Here is a 26778-nt window from a genome sequence, read left to right as displayed (position 1 = left end):
CGCCAGTTCGCTGGCGGGCCTTGATCGTCTGATTGGAATAAGGTTAATCGAATGAGTAAGGATCTGGTTTTTCACACCACGGCCATCAGTGCCTCGGCGAGAGCTCAGGTGAAAGGGCAAAAACCGGCAGTGATCTGGCTTACGGGTTTGAGTGGGGCGGGCAAATCCACGATCGCCAACGCGTTGGAGCAAGCACTGGTTGCCAAGGCCAGGCACACCTTTTTGCTGGATGGCGACAACTTGCGCATGGGCTTGTGCAAGGACCTTGGTTTTACCGATGCTGATCGCGTTGAGAACATTCGCCGCGTCGCGGAAGTTTCGAAATTGCTCATTGATGCTGGACTGATCGTGATCACGGCATTTATTTCCCCTTTTCACCGTGATCGCGCGATGGCGCGCGATGTGATCGGAAATGACGCGTTTGTCGAAGTGTTTATCGACACCTCTTTGGAAGAGTGTGAGCGCCGCGACCCCAAGGGGCTCTACGGCAAGGCCAGAGCCGGACAGATAAAGAACTTCACCGGGATCGATTCCGCCTATGAGGCGCCCACGGATCCGCATATCCGGATCAACACCGTGACCGAGGACTTGTCCGAGTCCATCGCCAGAGTGCTGGATTACCTGGATAAAAGGTTCGGTCAATGAAAACCCTCGTCATCATTGGCGCTGGTTTCAGTGGCGCAGTCACGGCCACGCAGTTTTTACGGCGCAGCCCGGCCGATGTGCGAGTCGTGTTGATCAATCGCTCTGGAACCATGGCGCGAGGATTGGCTTACGGTACGAACAGTTCGCTGCACCTGCTCAATGTGCCGGCCGGCAATATGAGTGCGGATGTCGATGATCCGGAACATTTTCTACGCTACTGTCAGGCAAAAGACCCCGCTTATACGGCGTCGTCATTTGTTCCGCGCAAGATCTATGGGGAATACCTGACTTCAGTTCTGGACGATGCAGAGAGGCGTTGTGCAAGTGGAGTAACGCTGGAACGTATCGTGGCGGAGGTTCGCAGTCTGCAACCTCGAAAGACGGGCGCGGTTGTCGAACTGGCTAACGGGCAGTACATCGATGCAGATCAGGTGGTACTGGCCTTCGGTAATTTCTCACCGCTCGATCCTCCTGGATTCTCCTCGTCGATGAGGGGTGACCGTTATCAGTCTGATCCGTGGGCAGCGGGTGCAACGCAATCCAAAGACCCGAATCGGGCTGTGTTGCTAGTGGGCACCGGGCTCACGGCACTGGATGTGTCACTGGGTCTGCTGCAAAACGGACATAAAGGCCCTATCTATATGGTTTCCCGGCGAGGGCTTCGGCCCTTGCCTCATCGCCCGAAGCGAACGACTGATGAAGTCCCCGCCGATTTCGTCGAGCGACTTCTGCAAGCACCGCCTTCGGTACGTGGCTACTTGCAATTGATTCGACGTGAGATCAGCGCCAAGCGTAATGATGGGCTGGATTGGCGTGACTGGGTGGCGGCCCTGCGCCCGATAACTTCTGACCTGTGGCTTCGATTGCCGCTCACCGAGCGCCGACGCTTCTTGCGTCATCTCCAGCCGTATTGGGATGTTCACCGTCATCGGGTCGCGCCAGCGGCCTATCAGCGTTTTGAAGAAGCGTTGAGCGCCGGACAAGTCCGATTCCTTGCAGGCCGTATCAAAAGCGTTGAGACGGGTTTCGATCATTTGCGTATAGGAATTCAACGACGCAACGAACAAGCCTTCGAACAGCTAGACGTCGAGCAGGTTATTAATTGCACAGGCCCGACTACCAACTTGCATCGTGTCAAGGATCCCCTGATTCAACAGCTGTGCGCCGACGGTGTCATACAGGTTGATGTACTTGGCTTGGGTTTGTGTGTCAACGAGCAACTGGCAGTCAAAAATACTTCAGGTGTTTGTTCCTCATGGCTGTATTACGTAGGCCCTATGTTGAAAGCCGATTATTGGGAAGCAACCGCTGTTCCGGAATTGCGACAGTATTCTAAAAAACTCGCGGTCGATCTGGTCGGGAATATTGGCGAGTGATGTCGTCGGAACCGCCCTTGGCGGGCGGTTCCGAACAGTCGTCCTTGAAGATCTTTTCAGATCGTCATTTGAGTTTCGCCATTAGGCTGGCTTGAATCGAAAAATAAATGCTGGGCAGAGGGTTTATGAGATTTCCAACTTTAAAGTGCCTGGCAAGGGCATTACTTTTTTATTGTGCGGCACTGATTTTTTCTTTGATGCTGGTTTTTGGCTTGGGCGCAGTTCATAAAGACACTATTGTTTTTTTTGCAGAAACCAATAAGCCTGAATTCATGCAGCTGTATTTTCCCGTCTTCAAGGATGATTCGATTTATCCATCCTATTCGGCTGAGAATAGTGAGCGGGTTGCATACGAGGGGAAACCGGGGCTCGGCATAGGCTTGACGTTGCCGGATGGCGCAATCAAGTCACTCAGGGTTGATCCTGCCGACAGTTTAGTCAATATGACGATAAAAAGTGTTCAGCTCAACTATCTTTTTTCCACTGTGACGTTAACGCCGACAGAGTTACTGGCGCGAATTATCCCGTTGCAAGGCGTCGACAAAGTTGAAGTTGTAGACGACGTACTTGTGATAAGCGCCACGGCTCCAGATCCACAGTTTGAGCTATCAATATTTAAGCCTGGCCGAGAGGTCAATTGTAAAAGGTTGCTGTTGCTTAGTTTTGCCAGTTCGTTGGTCTTTGCCGGACTGTTTTTTGCACTGGCAAAAGGTGTTGTTCAAGGTTTACTGAAGATAGCTCCGGGTTTCTTCGTGCCCGTCAGTGTCACGTTACTGATAAGCTGGATGTTTTATCCAGGGTTTATGACATTTGATACATTTCATGCGCTTGAAGGAGCTAGAAGTGGCGTAGTGGATTCGACCTGGCCTCCCGTTGTAAGTTATGTCTGGCGTGTTGTTGATATTGTTTCGCGTGGCCCTGTAGCAATGTTGTTTTCACAATTGCTGCTTTTACTGGGGGCGGTTTACTATGTGATGTACTATTTTCTGAGAAGGCATACGCTTTCGACGGCATTCTTCCTGCTTTATCTGATTGTTCCAGTTGTGATTGGTACCATTGCTGCGATATGGAAAGATGTGCTGATGGCTTCTTTCTTTGTGGCGGCTTTTGCAGTCATGCTTGCAATGAAAGAGCCCAGGTCGCGTCCAAGTTTATTTTTTCTATTTGGGGTCTCTATATTTCTTGTGTTTTTAGCTGTCTGTACTCGGCATAATGCAATCACCGCTGCTGTGCCTTTGCTGTTCTACTCAGTATGGATTTTCAGCAAACGTTCTCCCTCAGGACCAAGCTCTTTGGCCTTCGTGATTGTATCGGGCCTGATATTGAGTGGAGCGGTTTATACTGTAAAAATACAATTTGACAGGTATTCGGTACCCGAGTTTCGAGAAATAAAGGGTGCGACCAAACTCATTCGTATTACTAGGGTGATGGACATTGCAGGCGCAAGTATATGTGCTGAGAAGAACTTGTTTGAAAGTATTGCGCCGGCGCTTGCGTTGTCTGAGATCAAGGCTGGCTATGACCCAAGGCATTCCAATTTATCACCAGGTCTATTCTCAAAATTACCCTTCGATGAAAGTGTTGATACCCTCTGGTTTTCCGTAGTCAAGGAGTATCCGGTCTGTATTGGCTATAATAAGTTAATGCTTGCAAAGTTTCTCGTGGGGGGAAACTCAGGGGAGCCATTTCTCGTAGTGACGCCGCAGGTTGATTCCAATAAATACGGTTATAGTCTCCCGAGTTCGAGTGTGCGTGAAGAAGTTGTGCAGTATGTGCTGACGGCCTCGAAGCTTTTCATATTTAAACCCTGGTGCCTGTATTTGATTTCGATCCTGCTGTTCATGTTGTTAGTAGCCTTGAAAAAAGTCAGCGTAGAAATTGTAGTAGTGTATTTGTCCGCAGGCTTCTATTTTGCAGGTCTTGCTCTATTTGGAAATGCGGCTGACGCTCGTTTACTGTTTTATACAAACACGATGAGTGTACTCGGTATCGTATTGATTACCGCTCAATTAGCAGGATTTCACTTGAGGAAGACGGCGCTGGCAAGTACGGGAAGTTGACCTCGCAGGCGAGCGTGGCAATCAGGGGACGCTCGCCTTCGGGTACTCTGAAGATCTAGTTGGATAGCACTTTGCAAGTCAAAGGCTTGTGCTGATTTGGCCATGTTACATTTCTGAGTAACAAGCAAATAAGCATGAGGCTGATGATATCGCCAACGAGCAGAACCCTGTATCCAGACTCATAAGCTGTTGGTGAGAGACCTACGACAGCAGTTACGCCGGTATGCAATAGAAGTAGAAGTGTTCCTATATAAAAACTGCTGTTTGTGGCCAAGCTTCTTTTCATCAGGTAAGTAGCACTGATCAATGAACTGATCGAAAGTGCGTACGAAAAGAAATAAGTCAGACCAAATCCGGAGTTCAAGTTTCTTATTGAATAGTAATCATCGTTGCCGGTTGTGAATAAAAAGGAAAGGATGCTGCCTTGGAAAATTCCGCCAATGGTCAATATCAGCGCAGTGCGTTTTAATTCGAAAGTCTTTCCCATGGTTAACAAAACAAGTAGCAGTGCGATGATCTTCGGGTACAGGTTCATCGGGTCAATGTAGTGGGCGTTGAATATATCGAATCCATTCAAAGCCTTTCTGATAAAAGAATATTCGGTGAATTCCGGCATGTACACTGCTTCCGTTGTCAAGCGTAAATAGTTACCTGGGGCAGTGATTAGAAGTGCAAAGCCCGCAATAACGATCAAGGCCAAGAGAGCTCTGAAGGTTGCCTGGTTTCTCCGATCCCAAATGAGCGACGTTGCAAACACTGCAATCATCGAAATTCCGACTTGTTCAGATTGCGATGCAATGAACGCCAATGGGATCGCGAGTATTTTCTCAGGTGTCGAAAAAGATGATGGTTTTACGAATAATGCGGATGCAAAAAGCCCGCAAGCAACTGGTAGTAAATAATTATAAAAACCGGTTACGTAAAAGACCGTCGTGTCTAGAATGGGGTGGCTGATTATTAAAACACCGAACATGCACAACGGTATCCCATAGGCGAAGTCGATCTTGTCCGAAAAAAACGATTTCCATATGGAGTAGGCGCTAAGGAGTAGAAAAGAAGGAATCGCCAGCTTCCAGAATGCTGGGGTGGCAATGGTTTCGTACATGATGCCTTCAATTGCTATTCGGCCTGTCCAAGTGTAGTAGCGCTCCAGCAAATAGCTGAGCGAAGATGCTCCAGATGTTGCGGCTGTCAGGAACTTGGAGTCGTCGGAGAAGGTGTTGATGCTCAGTGTGAGGTAAAAACTCACGTAGAGTGCTACTAGAAACAAACCAAACAGAATTGTTTTGTTGTTCGATGGATCATTTTCCGGTGCAGACATTTGCGCCTCCGTAATGCATTACGCCTTTAGAGTCTTCGACATATAGTTCCAGTGACTTTCCATAATACGCCTGAAGGTTGCGGCGAATGCCTGTGGCGTGAAAGCCATGCAAGTGGAAGTCGCTCTTTATTTTGAGGAAGTCACTGACATCTTTTCTGTAGATGCGACGCGTGAGCAGCTTTATTGCTCCACCATCTCCGCGGGCGTACAGATGGATTTTGATTGTGTTATCGGGAAGGTCGAGGAGCGCCCATCCGCTGGCGGAAATCCAGAATGCACCTATTTCGCAGGTGTCGAAGTTTGCTTTGAGTTCGGGTATGTAGTTTTCTTGAAGGGGTAGTTTTGTAGTTTTCGTAGTGTTGTTGGCGGAGAATAATATGACGCCTGCAAGTACAGAGGAAATCAAGGCGAGGCCATAAGCTAGCCCCCACCGATTGATCGGCTTATTGATTTTGAGTGAAAGATACTTTGGCACTTCGGATCCTCGTCAATATGGCCGGCATATTATTTGTTGAAAACAAATTTTTTATTTAATAAATAAAACGCAATCGTGTAAGAAATCATCGCAAATATTTGTGCAATTTCTGCATCGATGCCCAACCACCGATAGCCCGCCAGAAGTACCAATTGGTTGATTGCGAACGAGATGCTGAACGCAATAATGAATTTCGGGATCGTACTTCGATCAGTGGTCGATTGATTGAACACAAATGTTTTATTGAGTACGAATGCTGCAATCAGGGCTATCACGTAGCCAATGGCGTTGGCATAGGACGGATTCATGTCAAAGAACGTGACCAGCAGCAGGAAGACGCCGTAGCCGATAGCCGTGTTGGCGACGCCTGCAAATATGTATTTAAGCGCTTGCATTGTCAGCGAGTCTTCCTAGTCGGACGGTAGTTCTTCGAACAGTTGAGTGAAGATTTTCTGTCCTTTGCTTTTCTCTGCTAGCGCTTGTAATGATTTCCAATAGGTGAGGGTGCTGTCCAATTGATCTGTGTTTCTCGGGCCAATGACGATTCCCGACAGGGCGGGGTTCACAAATGAGGCGGCGAGGGCGAGTTCGTTGAGGGTTGTCGGCCTTGGTTCGAATTCGTGCGGTGCGTTGATGAAGTCGACAAGCTTTTCTGTAAACGCTTGGGGAATGTTGATGTTGCGCAATTCCATCGAGCTGTTTGTTTTGGACACTTCAGTTTTCAGGCCGCCCAGATTAATGCCATAGGCCAGGTATTTTGCATCAGGAAACCACGCTTCGTAGGAAGAGCGAGCGGCATGGGTCTTGAAGTTTTCCTTGACCTGGATAATCCATTTTTGCGACAGCGACGGATTGGCCTTGTAATACGCCTCTGGATGCCTGATGCCGGAAAGCCCGATAGCAAGACCCTGCTGTTCAAGCTTGTACATGGCCTCGACTGTCTGTGCGACTGTTGCGCCGTGCACATCATCATCCGAGCGGTTGTCCCAGTGGATTGAGACGCACGAAAGTGCCGAGCCAAACTGCCCCATCAGAATATCGGATGCACGAGCAATGTCATCGGGCGCCAGATGGACGTCTGGCGACCCCATATTGTCTCTCGAGCCGATTTTTACCGTCAGTGCGAGGTTTGAGTCAGCGTTGTGCTCTGCCCAGTCAGCGAGCCAGCGAACAGCCAGACCGAAGTCCTCCGAGCGCTTGTTGATAGGGTAGTTCGTTGCGGTGTCGACCATTGTGCCGCCACTGAGCAAAAACTGCTCAAGCAAATGGTAAGCCTGATCGCGTTCTATCCCCCAGCCCCATAGCGCGGTGCCGAGTACCAACTGCTTTTCGCTTGGCGTGAGTATTGGCATGTTCAGGCTTCACGTTGTGAGTTTTTGAGGCGTTGGCGTAGAGAAGCCATGGCCTTGAGATACTCGATGGTCAGTTTGAGAACCTTCACTTTCGAGTTCGGATCGTCGGTCCAGGTGACTGGCAGATCCATCACACGGTATTTCAAGTGTTCGCCGGTGATCAGCACTTCGGTTGCAAAGAACCATCCGTCGCTATTGGCGCCTGTGTGCATCAGCGGCGCCAGGACCTTTCGCTGAAGAAACTTGAATCCGCACATGCCATCGCTGAAGGAGGTGCGGAAAATGAGTTTGACGATGAGGTTGAAGCCGAAACTTGTGACGTTTCTGAGGGGCTTTCTGCCAATGACTTTAGCGCCCTTCGCAAGCCGCGATCCGGTCACGATATCGGCCTTGTTTGCTTTCAGTGCCTCCAGTGCCGGGCGCAGGTGGCTCAGGTCGGTAGCTAGGTCCAGGTCCATGTAGCCGACGATTTCGGCGCTCGATTGCGACCAGGATGCTTTAAGTGCCCGGCCAACGCCACGCTGCTCAAGGCGAAGGTAACGAACATCCGGGAGGGTTTTTTCCAGTTCCAGGGCAATCTCTTGGGTACGATCGGTGGAACCGTTGTCCGCCAAGACGATACGAACAGTACCAATGTCGCTCAAGTTACTTTGAATATAGTTGTGTGTTTTGAGGACTTGTTCCGCCAGCGTCGACTCTTCGTTCAAAATGGGGATGGTGATTTCAATCAACGAATTCATGGTAGTTGCTCAGAAGAAGAGGAGGGCGTGCAGGAGAGGTTTTCAGTATCGAGCTTTTCCAGCACGTCATAAATATTGTCGATCTTTCCGCCCAGGATGGAGTAACAACCTGGAAGCGTTTCGTGTTTCTCGAACAAAATGGGTCGACCATCGTCGCCCTCGTTTTTGGTGAGGATTGTTTTGACTTCGAAAAGCGAATCGACGTATTTGGAGTCCATGACTGAAGGCAGGTAGCGACCAATGTCGCGGATCATTCGATCTACGCGAGTGTCCCTTTTATAGTTGTCCAGTTTTTGATAAGGGTTGGAGCCAGGTTCGTCGGACCAGTGCATATGCGGGGTGTAGCGAACATGCGATACGGTATGCAAGCCGCGCGCTGGGAAGGGCATGACTGAGAAGAAGGGGCCATCCATCACGGTAATACCCAGATCGCAAAGTGCGGGTGGCATCTGCATCAGCGCCATTTCAGTGATTTCTTGCTTGAGTGCAGTGCGCGTGCCGGGAAAGTCGCCGCCAAACTGATTCAGGCCACTGTAGGTGCAGTTGAACACGTATCGAGCACTGAGTTGTTCCGGTTCTTTGCCGTCGCCAGTGAGTGTTACATTCAGCGACTGATTCGGGCTGTTGCTGATGGCCACCGCCTGGGTGTTCAGACGGATATTGACGCCGCTTTCCAGCAGTTCACGCAACGCCCACTTGGCCAGTTGAGTTGAATCGAACGCATACTCTTCAACCAGATAAACCTCTTCGATCAGGCGAGGTTCAAACAAGGCTCGAAGCGCTGGGCTGGCGAGTTCTATTTTTGCGCCGATTTCTCGATAAAAGCGCTCGAACTGATTCGCCGTGACTTTCGAGTTACGTCGGGCGATGGCGTACAGTTTGGTGAAATCCTGTTTCACCGCATCGGGCCAGTCTTGAACGAATTTCGGCAGGTTGATGCGACTGCGATAAGCGGTGGTGAAGCTGCGCGGATAGTGATAGCCGTTGTGAACACGTGCCTGGTTATTATAGGAGGCACGGCTCAGCAATGACGACTCACGCTCTATAAGAGTGACTCGCTTCATGCCGCGTTGCTTCGCCAGGTAGACTGCGATCGCCGCGCCGTAAAACCCTCCTCCGATAATCACCGCGTCCTGCATGTTGGTCGTCGGCATCACACAACTCGGCCAGAAGTAGGCAACGGTGCTTCAGGCGACGCTACTTCCTCGATGTTCAGTTTTTCTCGACGGGTAATCCGTGCACTGGTGAATTCCTGGGCAATATGGTAGAGCGGTCCTTCATTGGAAAGACTGGTCATGTGCAGGATGTACTCACCCAATACCAACAGCACCAGCGAAATCAGGAAGAACATCCCGGACTGTTGTAAGGAAAGACTGATCCAGCCGGGCGCAATATCCGCTTTCAGGAAACCGCTGGCGACCACATAAAAACAATAGATGAGATTCGCTACAGCCCCGAAGAGTGAAAGTGAAGTAACCAGGCGCATCGGAGCACGCGTAGTCGACACCAATAACAACATGCCGCGATCAATACTTTCGCGCAGTCGTTTTCTTTGCGTGACGCGAGGGCTGGAACTGTAGTTCAGATTGGCGCGGGCAAAGCCGCCTGTAGCAGGCAGGTGGCGGTAAGTAACCGACGGCTGCGGATGTTGAAGAATAAAATTGATCACCCGTTTGCTGAGCACCCGGTACTGAGGCGCATCGGTGGCGAGATGAATGCCGTTGAACGATTTGTAGACTTTGTTGAAAACGGAGTAAGCGACCTCATAAGCGAAGCTTTGAGGGGGGTTCTGTTTGTTTTTAGCAAAAACCACGTCTGCACCGCTGACCGCTTTGTCGAGCATTTCAGGTAGAAAAGCGATGTCATCAACGAGTGGGTCGATCACCGCGACGAAATCACCCAAGGCATTCTCCAGACCTGCCCACGATGCGGTGTCGGCATCGACTTCTTTAGTCAAGGCATAAACTTGCAAGTTTGGCAGGCCATTTTCAGCAGTCAGGCTTTTTAATATGGATATGCTGTCATCGTCAGACGCATTGTCGACAACAATGAGTTCATAGTCACTTACCAGTGTCGACATCCGTTCGACTGCGTCTGCCAGGATACTTCCAAGATGGTTTGATTGGTTGCGAACGACGAAAACAACCGAAAGAAATACCGGAAAAAATACCATTTAGAGTTCCTCGAGACGTCAGCCGCAGGCTGTCGCCCATAATTTCAAAAAAAAGCGCGTAATCTTAATCTGCACGGTAGGTGGCGTCACCCTTTTCGTGGCTGGCATTTCGCAGGAAAATCTATAAGAAAGCCCGCTGGCTGCGTCTTGCATCGAACCGTTGCCGTTCGTTCAGCGAACAATTCGTCGTGTATCCTTAGCTATTTTTACCGGCTGGGTCCGCTTTATACGCATCAATTGGCGATAGCGGCGACGCGTCGGAAGAAATTTTTATTGCCTCACCATCAGACTTGGACGGTGGGTCGGTAGTGCGTTTGACCGCTTTTTACTTCGGAGTGATGTACTTAATGATTTTCTGGTGGCTCATGCCCGCAATCTGCGTTCTTTCGTTCGCAATGACCGCAGGCCTTCGCCGATATGCGCTGGCACGCAGCATGCTCGACGTACCCAATGATCGCAGCTCACACACTATGCCTACACCACGGGGTGGTGGCGTTTCGATCGTACTGACGTTTTTAGGTGCTTTGTTGGCGCTTTGGTCAACGGGCGTAATCGGTGTTGATTTTTTTCTCGGCGCTGCCGGTGCGGGCGGGTTGGTGGCTCTGATCGGGTTCATGGATGACCATGGTCATATTGCCGCTCGCTGGCGTCTGCTCGGGCATTTTGGTGCGGCCGTCTGGGTACTGGTCTGGACCGGAGGGCTAGCGCCTGTCACCTTGTTTGGATCGAGCTTTGATCTGGGATGGATTGGGCACATTTTCGCGCTGTTCTATCTGGTATGGATGTTGAATCTGTACAACTTCATGGACGGAATCGACGGCCTGGCAAGTGTCGAGGCGATCAGTGTCTGCGGCTCGGTCTGTCTTCTTTACTGGTTGAGCGGTCAGCAAAGCCTTGTCTGGGCTCCTTTGCTGCTGAGCATGGCAGTCCTGGGATTTCTACTGTGGAATTTTCCCCCGGCGAAAATCTTCATGGGGGATGCGGGAAGCGGGTTTCTCGGCGTGATCCTGGGTGTACTGTCGTTGCAGGCGACGGCAATAAATCCGGATTTCCTTTGGGGCTGGCTTATCTTGCTAGGCGTGTTCATCGTTGACGCCACGTTCACTTTACTTCGCCGGTTGTTGCGGGGCGACAAGGTGTACGAAGCCCATAGAAGTCATGCTTATCAGTATGCGTCGCGTCGATATGGGCGCCATTTGCCGGTGACGTCTGCGGTCGCTCTGATCAATGTGTTGTGGTTGCTGCCGATAGCACTTTGCGTAGTCGTCTGGGGGCTGGACGGAGGGGTGGGGCTGGTAATCGCGTATATTCCCTTATTGGTGCTGGCGGTAAAGTTCCATGCTGGAGAACTGGAGGTTAAAGGCTCAGGACGTTGATCGTCAGACAAGTTCTGTGTGGGTTGTAATTTTTACGTACAATGCAGGCGGATTAAGTGGGTTAACGCGCCGGGTCGGTTGAGGTTTATGGATAAATTACGCGCCTTTTTGCTGGGCTTGCCACGCAGGCAGAAACGACTGATTCAAGTAGCCACAGATGTTTTTCTGGTCTGGGGCGCGCTCTGGCTCGCCTTTATCGTCCGACTCGGCATCGACGATATGTATAACCCGCTGAGGGCGCATTTCTGGCTGTTTGTCAGCGCTCCAATTATCGCTATTCCTCTGTTTGTTCGTTTCGGCATGTACCGTGCCGTCATGCGCTACTTCGGCAACGATGCGCTGATTGCGATTGTCAAAGCTGTCAGTCTCTCTTCGCTGATCCTGGCGCTGGTGGTCTATTGGTACAGCAATCATGAAGCAGTTGTTCCGCGATCGATCATTTTCAACTATTGGTGGCTCAGTCTCGTCATTATCGGCGGCTTGCGCCTGTGCATGCGCCAGTACTTCATGGGCGACTGGTTCACGGCGGCTCAGCATGTGCCCTTCACCAACCGTGAAGACGGGCTGACCAAAGTCGCCATTTACGGCGCGGGTGTTGCTGGCAATCAGCTCGTCGCAGCGTTGCGAATGGGGCGAGTAATGCGCCCGGTTGCGTTCATTGATGATGACGCGAGTATCGCCGATCGTTCGATTTCCGGCCTGCAGGTTTACAAACCCCAACACATCCAGCAAATGATCGATGTGACCGGTGCGCAGGAGATTCTTCTGGCGCTGCCGTCATCAACCCGCGCGCGTCGCCGCGAGATTCTGAATCTGCTGGAAGGCTTCCCGCTCCATGTACGCAGTGTTCCGAACTTCACTGATCTGGCCAGCGGCCGTGTCAGGGTTGAAGACATTCAGGAAGTCGATATTGCCGATTTGCTGGGGCGCGATGCCGTGCCGGCGCAACCTGATCTGCTGGCGCATTGCATCAAAGGAAAGGTCGTCATGGTCACGGGGGCTGGCGGCTCCATCGGCTCGGAATTGTGTCGGCAGATTTTTGCCTTGGGCCCGACCACGCTGATTCTGTTCGAACACAGTGAATTCAATCTCTACAGTATTTTGTCCGAGCTGGAACAACGCGGCAGCCGCGAGTCGGTGCCAGTGCGGTTGTTGCCGATTCTGGGGTCCATTCGCCATCAGGAAAAGCTCCTGGATGTGATGAAAACCTGGCAGGTCGATACCGTTTATCACGCTGCGGCCTATAAACATGTGCCGATGGTCGAGCACAATATTGCCGAAGGTGTGCTCAATAACGTAATCGGAACACTCAACACTGCTCAGGCTGCCTTGCAGTCCGGCGTGTCCAATTTCGTCTTGATTTCGACGGACAAGGCGGTTCGCCCGACCAACATCATGGGCAGTACCAAACGCCTGGCCGAACTGACCCTTCAGGCGCTCAGCCGTGAGGTCGCCCCTGTGATGTTCGGTGACAAGGCCAATGTCTCACGCGTCAACAAAACCCGTTTCACCATGGTGCGGTTCGGCAATGTGCTGGGCTCGTCAGGCTCGGTCATTCCGTTGTTTCACAGCCAGATCAAGTCCGGTGGCCCGCTGACGGTCACCCATCCGAAAATCACGCGCTACTTCATGACCATCCCCGAAGCCGCGCAACTGGTTATTCAGGCCGGTTCGATGGGCCAGGGTGGCGATGTGTTTGTGCTGGACATGGGCGAGCCGGTGAAAATCGTCGAACTGGCAGAGAAGATGATCCACTTGTCCGGTTTGAGTATTCGTTCCGATCGCAATCCGCAGGGCGACATCTCCATCGAGTTCACGGGGTTGCGTCCAGGTGAAAAGCTCTATGAAGAGCTGTTGATCGGAGACAACGTTGCTGCAACACCACATCCGATGATCATGACGGCCAATGAGGATCATCTACCTTGGGAAGTGTTAAAGGTTAGGTTGGCCAGTTTGTTGGCGGCGGTTGATGAGGATGATTACTCGCGCGTTCGCCAGTTATTGCGCGAAACCGTCAGCGGCTACACCCCCGATGGCGAGATCGTCGACTGGATCTACCAGCAGCGTCGTCTCGAACCCTGATTGTTTCACATTCTGTAACGCACGCATTTTTGACATCCCTCCACCATGACCTACGTTTGAAGAGCAGCTTCGGAAAAGCTGCTTTCTCAAACGATGATGGAGCGTCACTAATGCGTACCGGTTACTTCTATTCTCTGATTTTTGCTTTCCTCACCAGCGCCTCGATCGCCGCTATTGCCGCACCTGTTGCGCCAGCGGAGTCACCCAAGGCACCGTTGGTGATGGAGACAACTGCACCTTCCCAAAGCGCAAAAGTCGACCTCAACGATGCCGATGCGGCAACGCTGCAAAAGGAACTGGCGGGAGTCGGTGAGGCCAAGGCGAAAGCGATTGTTACGTATCGTGAAACAAACGGGCCGTTCTCCTCGGTGGATGAGTTGCTGGAAGTGAAGGGAATTGGCAAGGCGATTCTGGATCGCAATCGCGACAAGCTGGAAGTCAACTAAGCTGAGTGTTCAAAGCCAAGAGGCCGGTCATTGACCGGCCTTTTTTACTTGCGCAGTGCATGGCCGCTGGTAGCGGTGGAGAGGGCAACCGTCGGACGATTTAAAATTACGGCTATCATATTGCGTTTGGATTATGCCTATAATAATTCGCCGATTCGTCGAGCCAGCAGGTTTCATCGGCAACTCCCGTCATCAAGCATTCCAGGAGCATTCTCATGAATTCCGCACAATCTCAAGGTACTGCTCTGGTTACCGGCGCATCGTCCGGAATCGGTGCGATTTACGCTCAGCGCCTGGCGGCGCGTGGTTTTGATCTGCTGCTGGTTGCCCGTGACAAGGACCGTCTTGAGAGTGCTGCGAGCCAGTTGCGTGATGCCCATGGCGTTCAGGTCGAAGTGCTGAAAGCAGACCTGACGCAAAAGGATGATGTACTCAAACTCGAACAACGCCTGCGCAGCGATTCCAGCATCAGTTTACTGGTGAATAACGCCGGTGTGGCGTCGGACGGTTTGCTGGCCAACGCCGATATGGACCAGTTGGAGCGGTTGATCCAGCTGAACATCACCGCCGTCACCCGCCTGGCATCGGCGGCTGCTGCCAGTTTCGCCAAGGCCGGGCGTGGCACGATCATCAATATCGCCTCGGTGGTGGCATTGTTTCCGGAACGCTTCAACGCCACCTACAGCGCCAGTAAAGCCTATGTACTGAGTCTTACCCAGTCGCTGAACACTGAACTCGAAGGCACTGGCGTGCAGATTCAGGCTGTGCTGCCGGGTGTGACCCGCACCGAAATCTGGGAGCGCTCAGGTATCGATGCCAGTGGCATTCCGGCAGAAATGGTCATGGATGCAGGCGAGATGGTCGATGCGGCGCTGGCCGGTCTGGATCAGGGCGAGTTGATCACCATTCCTTCGCTGCCTGACGCAGGCGAATGGCACGCCTTTGTTGCGGCTCGCCATGTCATGGCGCCGAACCTTTCCCGCAGTGCTGCAGCGCAACGCTATAAGTCCGGCAATTGAATTGATCAGAGGTCACCACAGTATGGATTCGCGTCGAATAGTCGTCACGGGCATGGGCCTGGTTTCACCCTTGGGCAGCGATCTCGAAGTCGTATGGCAGCGTTTGCTGGCCGGTCGCTCTGGTTTGCGTAACTTGCCTGAGGCCACGGTCGCTGATTTACCCACGCGAGTCGGCGGTGCGGTGCCGACGCTGGAAGAGGACGCTGAAGCAGGTTTCGATCCGGATCGCGCCACGCCGCCCAAAGAGCAGAAGAAGATGGATCGCTTCATTCTGTTCGCCATGGAGGCTGCCCGACAGGCGCTGGAGCAGGCCGACTGGCATCCTTCAGAAAGCAAAAGCCAGGAGCGTAGCGCAACGATCATCGGTTCCGGTGTCGGCGGTTTTGGCGCGATTGCCGACGCCGTGCGCACCACCGACAGTCGCGGTCCTCGGCGTTTGTCACCGTTTACCATTCCGTCGTTTCTGGTCAATCTCGCGGCAGGTCACGTATCCATTCAACACGGCCTCAAGGGGCCTTTGGGTGCGCCGGTGACGGCGTGCGCTGCGGGTGTTCAAGCGATTGGCGACGCGGCACGATTGATCCGCGCTGGCGAAGCGGATATTGCCGTGTGTGGCGGTGCGGAAGCCTGCATCGACCGTGTCAGTCTGGCCGGTTTCGCGGCAGCGCGGGCACTGTCGAGCGGTTACAACGACACCCCGCAGCGCGCCTCGCGGCCGTTCGACAGCGGGCGCGACGGTTTCGTGATGGGCGAGGGCGCCGGGCTGTTGGTGATCGAATCCCTCGAGCATGCGCTGGCGCGTGGCGCGACGCCTTTGGCGGAGCTGGTCGGCTATGGCACCAGCGCCGACGCCTATCACCTGACGGCCGGGCCTGAAGATGGCAGCGGGGCGCGGCGGGCGATGACGCTGGCACTGGCGCAGGCGGGTATCGAGCCGGATCAGGTGCAGCATCTCAATGCGCATGCGACCTCGACGCCAGTGGGCGATCTGGGTGAGTTGGCCGCGATCAAGGCGTTGTTCGGTACCGAGAATAAAATCGCCGTGACCTCGACCAAGTCAGCCACCGGTCATTTGCTCGGCGCTGCCGGTGGGCTTGAAGCCATTTTCACACTGTTGGCGATTCGTGATCAGGTGGTGCCGCCGACTTTGAATTTCGACAATCCCGATCCGGCGAGCGCAGGTGTAGACATTGTTCATGGCCAGGCGCGGCCAATGTCTATCGAATATGCACTGTCCAATGGTTTCGGGTTTGGCGGGGTCAATGCCAGCGTATTGTTCAAGCGCTGGCAGGCTTAGTCCCGGTTCTTGAGGTGATCGCGGGTGATATCGAGGATGCGTTGCGCAAACCCGGCATCCGCGACACTGCGCGACAGCAGCAGTGCACCGACCAGGGTCGACATGATGACGATGGCGCGGTCAGCGCTGTTCTCGCCTTCGAGGCTGTTCTCGATCTGCTCCAGTCGTGCGTTGAGTACCACGTCGCTGGTAGGACTCGGTTGTCCGCGCAGCCCTAACTCGGAAGAAATGGTCAGCAATGGGCAGCCTTCGTGTGGTGATGTCTGGTGCCATTCGGACAGATACGTCTCGATGAACACATCAAGCGCGTTGTCCTGGGCAAAAATCTCGGCACATAACCCATCCACCTGGTTGCCGGCCTCCTGCAAGGCCTTCTCAACCAACTCGTCCTTGGATTTGAAATGCGAATAGAAACCGCCATGGGTCAGCCCCAGCGCTTTCATCAAGGGTTGCAGACCTGTAGCGCCGATTCCGTCCTTGCGAAAACGTGCCGAAGCCTCCTTGATGATGCGCTGATGGGTTTGGGCTTTATGGTCCTGCGAATAACGCATCTGGAACTCTCCGCAACAATGTCCCCATCTTAACCAAGGAAAATTAGATGGTGACTGTACTTCTACTTCTTAAAAGCATGCGGATAGGTCAAATGGCTATAAAAAACACAAACCCCGCCGATCAGGCAGGGTTGTGTTCAACGGTCTTGCGCGTCTTTGGCGTCCGCTTCGGCATTGCGTTGGGCAACGCGTCGGCGTTCTTCATCGGTCAGATCGACCTTGTTGGCGGTATCGCGCAGCATCATTAATCCGCCGACGATCGAGCCGATTGCAACCACCAGAATCAACCAGGCATACCAGGGCATAACGGCTCTCCTTAAGGACAGGTCAACGGGCGAGGATTTCGCCGTGCGACGCTGCATACCACGTTTGAGCGAAGTGACTTCGCAGTGGTTCCATTCTAGGCCGCTTGCATCGGGTTCACCCGAAATCCCTCAATGACCTGTCAGCATCGCATCGGCCGGTGCGTTGGCACGCAGTTGTCCGGTCAGCAGGAAGTAGCCGAAACCGACCGCCATGAAGCCAAGGAAAATCAAGCCGATCAACGCATTGAACCACGCCATCGCCACCAGACACACCACCGCCAGCACCAATGCAATCATTGGAATCAACGGATAGCACGGCGCGCGGAAAGTACGTTCCAGATTCGGCTCCGATTTACGCAATTTGAACAGGCTGAGCATGCTCATGATGTACATCACGATGGCGCCGAATACGGCCATGGTGATCATCGCGGCGGTAAGGGTCATGCCACCGAGGTTGATCAGGCCGTCGCTGTAAATCGCGGCGATGCCGATGATGCCGCCGACAATAATGGCGCGGTGCGGTGTCTGGAAGCGCGAGAGTTTCGCCAGCGAAGCGGGAAGATAGCCGGCGCGGGCGAGGGCGAAGAACTGACGTGAGTAGCCGAGAATGATCCCGTGGAAACTGGCGACCAGACCGAACAGGCCGATCCACACCAGCATGTGCAGCCAGCCGGAGTTGTCGCCGACCACGGTTTTCATCGCTTGCGGTAGCGGGTCGTTGATGTTGGCCAGGGTGCGCCAGTCGCCGACGCCACCGGCAAAGAACATCACGCCCATTGCCAGCACTACCAAAGTCAAAATGCCGCTGATGTAGGCCTTGGGAATCGTGCGTTTCGGATCCTTGGCTTCTTCGGCAGCCATCGCTGCGCCTTCAATCGCCAGGAAAAACCAGATCGCAAACGGAATGGCCGCGAACATCCCGGCAATCGCTGGCGCACCGAACACATCCGAACCGGCCCAGCCATTCAGTGCGAAGTTGCTGAAGCTGAAGGCCGGCGCGACCACGCCCATGAACACCAGCAACTCTGCCACCGCCAGTACGCAGACCACCAGCTCGAAGGTCGCCGCCAGTTTCACCCCGAGAATGTTCAGCCCCATGAACACGATGTAAGCGCCGACCGCCGCATGCTTCGGATCGAGTGCCGGAAACTGCACATTCAGGTAGGCGCCAATCGCCAGCGCGATGGCCGGTGGAGCGAAGACGAATTCGATCAGCGTCGCCAGCCCGGCGATCAATCCGCCTTTTTCACCAAACGCTCGACGACTATAGGCAAACGGCCCGCCCGCATGAGGAATCGCGGTCGTCAGTTCGGTGAAACTGAAAATGAAGCAGGTGTACATGGTCGCGACCATGAACGAGGTCACCAGGAAGCCCAGTGTTCCGGCGACGCCCCAGCCGTAACTCCAGCCGAAATATTCTCCGGAAATCACCAGCCCCACAGCGATGCCCCACAGATGCAGCGTGCCGAGTGTGGGTTTGAGTTGTGTGTTCATGCGTTTGCTCCCTGAACGGTTTGGAAAGCTCGGGGAGGGCGTGTGCAGTGGGCGTGCCAGCGCGCTGAAACAAGTCGTAATGAGTTGAAAGCTGTCGTATCGGGGATGTTCGCGGTGGGATAGCTGCTTTTTGTGCGCCAGTTGGGTGCGATGGTGCTTGTTATGCCGTCTTCGCGAGCAAGTCGCTCCCACAGGGGAATGCATTTCAAATTGTGGGAGCGAGCCTGCTCGCGAAGAGGCCCGCCCATAAGGTGCAAAACCCACCTGTAACGCCGGCATAAATCCACTCTTTACGCTTTCTTTATGCCCAGCCAGACCCCTCGCTCTCGTTCCTTTACAGCCTCCTTTCCGACAATGCCTCCACACGCGGCAATACGCCGTAACACGGAGATCTTCCATGAGCGTTCTGGACGGGGTGTCACTGCTGTTGGCAGTGGGGCTGTTCATTTATCTGTTGGTTGCGCTATTGCGCGCGGATCGGAACTAGGAGCGGCTATGCACAGTTATGACTATTGGCTGATCCTCGCGTTTTTTGCGGTGGTCTTGCTGCCGGCGCCGTTCCTCGGGCGCTTCTACTACAAGGTAATGGAAGGTCAGCGGACTTGGCTGACGCCGGTTCTCGGTCCGGTCGAGCGCGGCTGTTATCGCGTCGCCGGGGTTGATCCTAACGCCGAGCAGAGCTGGCAGAAGTACACGCTGGCGCTGCTGGCATTCAACCTTGCCGGTTTCCTCCTGCTGTTCGCGATTCTGTTGTTCCAGGATCACTTGCCGCTGAATCCACAAAATCTGCCGGGCATGGAATGGACGCAAGCGTTCAACACGGCCGTCAGTTTCATGACCAACACCAACTGGCAGTCCTACAGCGGTGAAGCGTCTCTGAGCTACCTGAGCCAGATGATCGGCCTCACCGTGCAGAACTTTGTCAGCGCCGCTACTGGCCTCGCCGTTCTGGTCGCACTGTGCCGTGGCATCGGCCGCAAATCGACGAAAACCCTCGGCAACTTCTGGGTCGACATGACCCGCGCCACCCTCTACGGTCTGCTGCCGCTGTGCCTGTTGCTGGCACTGTATCTGGTCTGGCAGGGCGTGCCGCAAACCTTCGCGCAGTATGTGAATGCGGTGACGATGCAGGGCGTTGATCAAGTGATCCCGCTCGGCCCGGCGGCCAGTCAGATTGCGATCAAGCAACTGGGCACCAACGGTGGCGGTTTCTTCGGCGTTAACTCGGCGCACCCGTTCGAGAACCCGAGCGCGTGGAGCAACCTGTTCGAAGTCTCGTCAATTATTCTGATCCCGGTGGCGCTGGTGTTCACTTTCGGCCACTACGTCAAAGACCTGCGTCAGAGCCGCGCGATCATCGCCTGCATGCTGGCGCTGTTCCTGATCGGCGGCGCGACCTCGCTGTGGGCCGAATATCAACCGAACCCGACCCTGAACAACGCTGCCGTCGAACAGACCGCGCCGCTGGAAGGTAAAGAAACGCGCTTCGGCACCACCGCTACCGTGCTGTGGTCGGTGACCACCACGGCCGCCTCGAACGGTTCGGTCAACGGCATGCACGACAGCCTCAACCCGCTCAGCGGCATGGTCGCGCTGGTCAACATGATGGTCGGCGAAGTGATCTTCGGCGGCGTCGGTGCCGGGCTCTACGGCATGTTGCTCAACGTGCTGATCGCGGTGTTCCTCGCCGGTCTGATGATCGGGCGTACGCCGGAATACCTCGGCAAGAAACTCCAGGCGCGCGAAGTGCAATTGCTGGTGGTGACCCTGCTGGTCATGCCGGTTGGCGTGCTGGTGCTCGGTGCGATTGCCGCAGCGGTTCCCAGTGCTGCGGCGACCATCAGTAACCCCGGCCCGCACGGTTTCAGTCAATTACTCTACGCCTACACCTCGGCGAGCGCCAACAACGGCTCGGCGTTCGGTGGCCTGGGTGCCAACACACCGTTCCACAACCTGATGCTGGGTCTGGGCATGCTGATCGGTCGCTTCGGCTACATCCTCCCGGTACTGGCTCTGGCCGGCAGCCTGGCGATGAAGAAAACCGCACCGATCGGCCAGAACAGCTTCCCGACCCACGGCCCGCTGTTCGTGACCCTGTTGACCGTGACCATTTTGCTGGTGGGCGGCCTGACCTTCTTGCCGACTCTGGCGCTCGGCCCGATTGCCGAACACCTGAGCATGGGCTTCTGAGGACTGAATGATGAATATGCCCGCAATCAAACCCGCTGCCGTCAAGGCGCCGGAACAAGCGAAAACCGCGATCTCGGCCCTGTGGCGGCCGGCGCTGGTGCAAGCTTTCGTCAAGCTCGACCCACGGCAACTGAAACGTTCGCCGGTGATGCTGGTGGTTGAGCTGACGGCGATTTTCACCACCGTGCTGTGCTTCATTCCTGACGCCGATGTACCGACTTTCGTGGCGGCGCAAATTGCCCTGTGGCTATGGTTCACCGTGCTGTTCGCCAACTTCGCTGAAGCTTTGGCCGAAGGTCGCGGCAAGGCCCGCGCCGACAGCCTCAAGGCGGGCAGCGAAGGCCTCAGCGCACGGCGCAAACTGGCCAACGGCAGCTTTCAGGTAGTGCCGGCGGCGAGTCTGCGCAAGGGTGATGTGGTGCGCGTCGAAGCAGGGGAAATGATCCCCGGTGATGGCGAAGTCATTGAAGGTATCGCGGCGGTCAACGAAGCGGCGATCACCGGTGAATCGGCGCCGGTGATTCGTGAGTCCGGCGGCGACCGCTCGGCCGTCACCGGCAACACGCGTCTGGTCTCCGACTGGTTGCTGGTGCAGATCACCGCCAATCCGGGCGAGTCGACCCTCGATCGCATGATCGCGCTGGTCGAAGGCGCCAAACGCCAGAAAACCCCGAACGAAGTGGCGCTGGATATCCTGCTGATCGGCCTGACCCTGATCTTCCTGCTGGTGGTCGTGACCCTGCAACCGTTCGCCCGTTTCGCCAACGGCAGCCTGCCGCTGGTGTTTCTGGTGGCGCTGCTGGTTACGCTGATCCCGACCACCATCGGTGGTTTGCTCTCGGCGATCGGTATCGCCGGGATGGATCGTCTGGTGCGCCTCAATGTGATCGCCAAGTCCGGTCGTGCGGTGGAAGCGGCGGGCGACGTGCATGTGTTGCTGCTCGACAAGACCGGCACCATCACCTTCGGTAACCGTCGTTGCAGTGCGGTGTATGCCGCGCCGGGTGTGAGTGGTCGCGAGCTGGCCGAAGGTGCGCTGTTCGCTTCTTTGGCTGACGAAACCGCTGAAGGTAAATCCATCGTCGAGTACCTGCGTGGTCTGCACCCGCAGCCTGAACCGGCGCTGGAAACCCTGACCGCTGTGCCTTTCAGCGCTGAAACCCGTTTGTCCGGGGTCGACTATCAGGGCCGTGTCTACCGCAAAGGTGCAGTGGATTCGCTGCTGAGTTTCCTCGGCCAAAAACGCTCGGATCTGGCTCCGGCCCTGTCGCGGGAAATCGACAAGATCGCCCAGAGCGGCGGCACGCCGTTGCTGGTCTGCGCTGACGGCAAACTGCTTGGCGCGATCCATCTCAAGGACGTGGTCAAACCGGGGATCCGCGAACGTTTCGCTGAACTGCGCAAACTGGGCATTCGTACCGTGATGGTCACTGGCGACAACCCGTTGACCGCTGCCGCCATCGCCGCTGAAGCAGGCGTTGATGACGTCCTCGCCGAAGCCACCCCGGAGAAGAAACTCGCGCGCATTCGTCACGAGCAGAACGATGGTCGTCTGGTTGCGATGTGCGGTGACGGTGCCAACGACGCGCCGGCGCTGGCTCAGGCGGACGTCGGCATGGCGATGAACGACGGCACCCAGGCTGCCCGCGAAGCGGCGAACATGGTCGACCTCGATAGCGACCCGACCAAGCTGCTCGACGTGGTGCAGATCGGCAAGGAATTGCTGGTGACGCGCGGTGCGCTGACGACGTTTTCCATCGCCAACGACGTGGCCAAATATTTCGCGATTCTGCCGGCGCTGTTCGCTTCGATCTATCCGCAACTGGGCGTGCTGAACATCATGCAACTGACCAGTCCGCAGAGCGCGATTCTCTCGGCCATCGTCTTCAACGCGTTGATCATCGTCGTGCTGATTCCGCTGGCACTGCGCGGTGTGCGCGTGCAGGCGGCGAGTGCGGCAGCGCTGCTGCGACGCAATCTGCTGATCTACGGACTGGGCGGGATTCTGGTGCCGTTCGTGGGGATCAAGGCGATCGACATGTTGCTCACGGCGCTGCATCTGGTGTGAGGCCGGAAAAAGCCCCTCACCCTAACCCTCTCCCAGAGGGAGAGGGGACTGACCGAGTGGCTCAACAGAGGTACATCGACCTGAAATACCGAGCCGAACTCAGGTTTTGAACTGCACAAAGATCGGCTCCCTTTCCCTTCGCGAACTTAAGGGAGAGGGACTGACCGAGGTGTTTACGAGAGCTGCACCGACTTGAAATACCGAGCCGAACTCAGGTTTTGAACTGCACAAAGATCGGCTCCCTTTCCCTTCGTGAACTTAAGGGAGAGGGGACTGACCGAGGTATTTACGAGAGCTGCACCGACTTGAAATACCGAGCCGAACGCAAGTTTTGAAAAGCATGGAAATCGGCTCCCTTTCCCCCTCGCCCCCTTGGGGGAGAGGGCTGGGGTGAGGGGGAAAAGATCTCCCTGACCCCCCGCAAAAGTTTGCCCAACGAATTCGAGGATCTTGAAATGTCCACAATGATACGTCCGGCCCTGAGCCTGCTGGTGCTGATGACCCTGGTCACCGGTGTCGCCTATCCACTGGTGGTGACCGGTGTTGCGCAAGTCGCATTCCCCGCCCAAGCCAATGGCAGCCTGGTGCGAGACGCCGACGGCAAGGTCCGCGGCTCGTCGCTGATCGCGCAGGATTTTGTCGGCGATGCGTGGTTTCATCCACGTCCCTCCGCCGGTGCGTTTGCGACCGTTTCCAGCAGCGCGAGCAACCTGGCCCCGAGCAATCCGGCACTGGCAACCCGCGTGATCGACGACGCCAACAAACTCCAGGTTCCCGGCCAAGGCCCAGTGCCATTGGCCCTGCTGACCACCTCCGGCAGTGGTCTCGATCCGCACTTGCCACCGGCGGCAATTGCCTATCAACTGGCGCGAGTTGCGGCAGCGCGAAACTTGCCGGTATCGACTCTTCAGCAACTGCTCGATGCGCACACCGAACAGCCGCTGGTGGGACCGCCAGTGGTGAATGTGCTGGCGCTGAACATGGCACTGGAAAAACTGTAGTTCTGTGATGTTGCCATTCGCGAGCAAGCTCGCTCCCACAGGAGGACGCGTTCCAAATGTGGGAGCGAGCTTGCTCGCGAAAGGGCCATAACGAACACCGAATCAACATCAGCAAGAGAGAACTCCCAGCATGAGCGACTCCGGCCGCGCCGACGCGCTGTTAGCAGACCTGCCCCGTGACGGCCGTGGCCGGCTCAAGGTTTTCCTCGGCGCCGCTCCCGGTGTCGGCAAGACCTACGCCATGCTCCAGGCCGCCCACACGCAATTGCGCCAAGGCGTGAAAGTCATCGCTGGCGTCGTCGAAACCCATGGTCGCGCCGAAACCGAAGCGCTGCTCGGCGGCTTGCCGCAGCAAGCGTTGGTGCGCTCGGAATACCGTGGCGTGATGCTCGAAGAAATGGACCTCGACGGCATTCTCGCGGCCAAACCGAAACTGGTGCTGGTCGATGAGCTGGCCCACAGCAACGCGCCCGGTAGTCGCCACACGAAACGCTGGCAAGACATTCAGGAACTGCTCGCCGCCGGCATCGACGTGTTCACCACGGTCAACGTCCAGCACCTGGAAAGTCTCAACGATCAGGTGCGCGGCATCACCGGTGTGCAAGTGCGCGAAACCCTGCCGGACTGGGTGCTGCAAGAAGCTTACGAACTGCTGCTGATCGACCTGCCGCCGCGCGAATTGCTCGAGCGCTTGCGTGAAGGCAAGGTCTACGTGCCGGAGCAGGCGCGTGCGGCGATCGATGCGTTTTTCACCCAGACCAACCTCACCGCATTGCGCGAACTGGCGATGCAAACCGCTGCCGCACAGGTCGATAACGATCTCGCCCAAGGCTATCGCCAACTCGGTCAGGCCGCGCCGGCAGTGCGCGGGCGCTTGCTGGTCGGCGTCGATGGTGATGCGCAGGCCGAACGCCTGGTGCGCCACGCCAGTCGCGTTGCCCAGCGCCGGCATTTACCGTGGAGTCTGGTGCATGTCGATAACGGCAGCATACGCGACGAGCAATCGCGCCTGCGCCTGCAAAGCGCTCAGCAACTGGCCGAGCGCCTGGGCGGTGAAGTGGTGTTGCTGCGCGCCGGTGAGGTGGCGAAAACCCTGATCCAGCACGCTGCCGAACGCCGTGCGAGCCTGGTGTTGGTCGGCCAGTCCCGGCCACATCTACGCCGGCGTCTGTTCGGCGGCGGACTCGCGGCGCGCCTGCTGCGTCAGGCTCACGGGCTGGAGATCAACGTCCTCGACAGCGATCAGCAACAGCATCAACCGCGCCCGCGCAACGCGCTGACCCTGGTGTGGTTCGACTATGCCTTGGCGCTGGTCGCCACCGTATTGGCCACCGCCCTGGCGTGGGCAGTGTCAAGCGTGCTGCCGCTGCCGAACATCTCGCTGGTGTTCCTTGCGGCGGTGCTGCTGGTGGCGGTGCGCAGCAGTCTCGGCCCGGCGCTGGCCTGTGCCGCGCTGTCGTTTCTGACCTACGACTTTCTGTTCATCCCGCCGAATTTTTCCTTCAGCATTCAGCGCGAAGAAGACGTGCTGACTTTGCTGTTCTTCCTGTTGATGGCAGCGCTCACTGGCAACCTCGCGGCGCGTCAGCGTCGGCAATTGCAGGCCCTGCGCGACACCCAGGAAGAGACCACTGAACTGCTCGACCTGTCGCGCAAACTCACCGCTGCGACCGATCGCCAAGCGGTGGTCAGCGCTGCCGCGCAACACCTCAATGGCTGGAGCGATCTGCAGTTATGCCTGCTCAACCGGGACGGGCAGGGCGGCTGGAAGGTCGAGACCGGCGGGCCGTTGGAGTTTACCGAGTCCGAACGCGCCGCCGCTGACTGGGCCTGGCAACACGATCAACCGGCAGGCATGGGCACTGGCACACTGCCGTTCGGACGCTGGTGGTGGTGGCCGCTGTCGGTCGAGGACGGGCCGCTGGCGCTGCTCGGGGTCTGTGCGAAAGAAGGCCAGACCTTGAGCGGCCAGCGTCGGCGTTTGCTGACCGCGTTGAGTCAGCCGCTCGCCCAAGCGTTGGCGCGCGCGCAGTTGGCTGATGACCTGGAAGCCGCACGCCTGCACGGTGAAACCGAACAACTGCGCAGTGCCTTGTTGGCCTCCGTATCCCACGATTTGCGCACGCCGCTGACGGCCATGCGCGGCAGCATCGACAGCCTGTTGGCCCTCGGCGAAGCGATCCCGCTGGAAGATCGTCGTGAACTGCTTGAAGGCACCCGCGATGAAGCCGAGCGCCTTGATCGCTACATCCAGAATCTGCTCGACATGACCCGCCTCGGCCACGGCGCGCTGAAGCTGGCGCGGGACTGGGTGTCGCCGGCCGATATCGTCGGCAGTTCGCTCAATCGCCTGCGCGCGGTGCTCGCGCCGTTGCAAGTCAGCACTGATGTGCCGGCCGAGTTACCGCTGTTGTTCGTGCATGCGGCGCTGATCGAGCAGGCGCTGGTCAACGTGCTGGAAAACGCCGCACGTTTTTCACCCGCTCACGGTCGCTTGCAACTTAGTGCGGGCGCGGATGACCAAGAGATTTTCTTCTCGGTCAGCGATGAAGGGCCGGGGATTCCGGAGGATGAGCGGGCGAAGATTTTCGACATGTTCTACACCGCTGCCCGGGGTGATCGTGGCGGCCAGGGCACGGGCCTCGGCCTGGCGATCTGTCAGGGCATGGTTGGCGCGCACGGCGGGCGCATCAGCGTCGCCGACGGCATCGAGGGACACGGCACCTGCATCACTTTGCACTTGCCGTTGCAGACGCAACCGGGGATGGACGATGAAGGCTGAAGCCGACTGCGCTACTCTCTTGCCA

At 55.9% G+C, this 26778-nt stretch carries 23 protein-coding genes; 13 read left to right on the top strand and 10 right to left on the bottom strand.

The features are described from left to right. Window positions 1-51 precede the first annotated feature (51 nt). From cysC to AB4O11_RS28980, 3 genes are all read left to right on the top strand, one after another. Window positions 52-645 (top strand): adenylyl-sulfate kinase, encoded by a 594-nt coding sequence (gene cysC / locus AB4O11_RS28990; RefSeq protein ID WP_093435268.1) that lies wholly within the window; start codon window positions 52-54, stop codon window positions 643-645. Next, on the top strand, window positions 642-2021 hold the full coding sequence (locus AB4O11_RS28985) for an FAD/NAD(P)-binding protein (protein WP_460091835.1): 1380 nt from the start codon (window positions 642-644) through the stop codon (window positions 2019-2021). The genes cysC and AB4O11_RS28985 overlap by 4 nt, the downstream gene beginning before the upstream one ends. Window positions 2022-2146: 125 nt before the next feature. Beyond that, window positions 2147-4081, top strand: coding sequence for a hypothetical protein (locus tag AB4O11_RS28980; protein ID WP_460129720.1), 1935 nt, complete (start codon window positions 2147-2149; stop codon window positions 4079-4081). 55 nt (window positions 4082-4136) lie between these two features. Here the strand turns inward: AB4O11_RS28980 and AB4O11_RS28975 are convergent, their stop codons facing one another. Genes AB4O11_RS28975 through AB4O11_RS28945 form a run of 7 tightly spaced genes read right to left on the bottom strand, consistent with a single transcriptional unit; the run spans window position 4137 to window position 10142 of the window. Further along, complete coding sequence (locus AB4O11_RS28975) at window positions 4137-5402, bottom strand: hypothetical protein (RefSeq protein WP_460129719.1); 1266 nt, start codon at window positions 5400-5402, stop codon at window positions 4137-4139. Beyond that, window positions 5383-5877 carry a hypothetical protein gene (locus AB4O11_RS28970; RefSeq protein ID WP_460091827.1) on the bottom strand — a complete coding sequence of 165 codons (495 nt, stop codon included), beginning with the start codon at window positions 5875-5877 and terminating at the stop codon, window positions 5383-5385. The genes AB4O11_RS28975 and AB4O11_RS28970 overlap by 20 nt, the downstream gene beginning before the upstream one ends. A gap of 29 nt (window positions 5878-5906) precedes the next feature. Continuing rightward, a complete protein-coding gene (locus tag AB4O11_RS28965) occupies window positions 5907-6272 on the bottom strand; it encodes a GtrA family protein (RefSeq protein WP_460091825.1) in 366 nt (121 codons plus the stop codon). Window positions 6273-6287: 15 nt separating this feature from the next. Then, window positions 6288-7229 (bottom strand): aldo/keto reductase, encoded by a 942-nt coding sequence (locus tag AB4O11_RS28960; RefSeq protein WP_257355761.1) that lies wholly within the window; start codon window positions 7227-7229, stop codon window positions 6288-6290. 2 nt (window positions 7230-7231) lie between these two features. Then, complete coding sequence (locus tag AB4O11_RS28955) at window positions 7232-7969, bottom strand: glycosyltransferase (RefSeq protein WP_093435252.1); 738 nt, start codon at window positions 7967-7969, stop codon at window positions 7232-7234. Beyond that, entirely contained in the window at window positions 7966-9123 is a 1158-nt protein-coding gene (locus tag AB4O11_RS28950; protein WP_175559625.1) for an NAD(P)/FAD-dependent oxidoreductase, read from the bottom strand. The genes AB4O11_RS28955 and AB4O11_RS28950 overlap by 4 nt, the downstream gene beginning before the upstream one ends. Beyond that, window positions 9123-10142: a glycosyltransferase gene (locus tag AB4O11_RS28945; RefSeq protein WP_460091819.1), complete on the bottom strand. Its 1020-nt coding sequence runs from the start codon at window positions 10140-10142 to the stop codon at window positions 9123-9125. The genes AB4O11_RS28950 and AB4O11_RS28945 overlap by 1 nt, the downstream gene beginning before the upstream one ends. A gap of 347 nt (window positions 10143-10489) precedes the next feature. On the opposite strand from AB4O11_RS28945, the gene AB4O11_RS28940 reads away from it, so the two are divergent. From AB4O11_RS28940 to fabF, 5 genes are all read left to right on the top strand, one after another. Next, on the top strand, window positions 10490-11518 hold the full coding sequence (locus AB4O11_RS28940) for an MraY family glycosyltransferase (protein WP_257358576.1): 1029 nt from the start codon (window positions 10490-10492) through the stop codon (window positions 11516-11518). Between the two features lie 87 nt (window positions 11519-11605). Then, window positions 11606-13600 carry a polysaccharide biosynthesis protein gene (locus tag AB4O11_RS28935; RefSeq protein WP_093435241.1) on the top strand — a complete coding sequence of 665 codons (1995 nt, stop codon included), beginning with the start codon at window positions 11606-11608 and terminating at the stop codon, window positions 13598-13600. A gap of 110 nt (window positions 13601-13710) precedes the next feature. After that, window positions 13711-14046 carry a ComEA family DNA-binding protein gene (locus AB4O11_RS28930; protein ID WP_460091817.1) on the top strand — a complete coding sequence of 112 codons (336 nt, stop codon included), beginning with the start codon at window positions 13711-13713 and terminating at the stop codon, window positions 14044-14046. Window positions 14047-14261: 215 nt separating this feature from the next. Then, window positions 14262-15065, top strand: coding sequence for an SDR family NAD(P)-dependent oxidoreductase (locus AB4O11_RS28925; protein ID WP_077573999.1), 804 nt, complete (start codon window positions 14262-14264; stop codon window positions 15063-15065). Window positions 15066-15087: 22 nt separating this feature from the next. Next, window positions 15088-16362, top strand: coding sequence for a beta-ketoacyl-ACP synthase II (fabF, locus tag AB4O11_RS28920; protein WP_460109269.1), 1275 nt, complete (start codon window positions 15088-15090; stop codon window positions 16360-16362). Here fabF and AB4O11_RS28915 read toward each other — a convergent pair. The 3 genes from AB4O11_RS28915 to eat form a co-directional block, all read right to left on the bottom strand. Beyond that, window positions 16359-16913: a TetR/AcrR family transcriptional regulator gene (locus AB4O11_RS28915; protein ID WP_186620571.1), complete on the bottom strand. Its 555-nt coding sequence runs from the start codon at window positions 16911-16913 to the stop codon at window positions 16359-16361. The genes fabF and AB4O11_RS28915 overlap by 4 nt on opposite strands. 137 nt (window positions 16914-17050) lie before the next feature. After that, on the bottom strand, window positions 17051-17218 hold the full coding sequence (locus tag AB4O11_RS28910; RefSeq protein ID WP_007908505.1) for a DUF2897 family protein: 168 nt from the start codon (window positions 17216-17218) through the stop codon (window positions 17051-17053). A 129-nt stretch (window positions 17219-17347) separates the two neighbouring features. Continuing rightward, entirely contained in the window at window positions 17348-18712 is a 1365-nt protein-coding gene (eat, locus tag AB4O11_RS28905; RefSeq protein ID WP_460091811.1) for an ethanolamine permease, read from the bottom strand. 397 nt (window positions 18713-19109) lie between these two features. On the opposite strand from eat, the gene kdpF reads away from it, so the two are divergent. From kdpF to AB4O11_RS28880, 5 genes are all read left to right on the top strand, one after another. Further along, window positions 19110-19199, top strand: coding sequence for a K(+)-transporting ATPase subunit F (kdpF, locus tag AB4O11_RS28900; RefSeq protein ID WP_007899818.1), 90 nt, complete (start codon window positions 19110-19112; stop codon window positions 19197-19199). Between the two features lie 8 nt (window positions 19200-19207). Continuing rightward, window positions 19208-20902: a potassium-transporting ATPase subunit KdpA gene (kdpA, locus tag AB4O11_RS28895; protein ID WP_093435224.1), complete on the top strand. Its 1695-nt coding sequence runs from the start codon at window positions 19208-19210 to the stop codon at window positions 20900-20902. A gap of 10 nt (window positions 20903-20912) precedes the next feature. Further along, window positions 20913-22970 (top strand): potassium-transporting ATPase subunit KdpB, encoded by a 2058-nt coding sequence (kdpB, locus tag AB4O11_RS28890; protein WP_093435221.1) that lies wholly within the window; start codon window positions 20913-20915, stop codon window positions 22968-22970. Between the two features lie 455 nt (window positions 22971-23425). Beyond that, window positions 23426-23971 carry a potassium-transporting ATPase subunit KdpC gene (gene kdpC / locus AB4O11_RS28885; RefSeq protein WP_093435218.1) on the top strand — a complete coding sequence of 182 codons (546 nt, stop codon included), beginning with the start codon at window positions 23426-23428 and terminating at the stop codon, window positions 23969-23971. A gap of 130 nt (window positions 23972-24101) precedes the next feature. Then, a complete protein-coding gene (locus AB4O11_RS28880) occupies window positions 24102-26753 on the top strand; it encodes a DUF4118 domain-containing protein (RefSeq protein ID WP_460091806.1) in 2652 nt (883 codons plus the stop codon). The last annotated feature ends 25 nt before the right edge of the window (window positions 26754-26778 follow it).

The organism is Pseudomonas sp. H1_D05, from assembly GCF_054682705.1.
The sequence above is the reverse complement of the archived record's forward strand: the minus strand, read 5'-3'. Positions and strand labels throughout refer to the sequence as shown.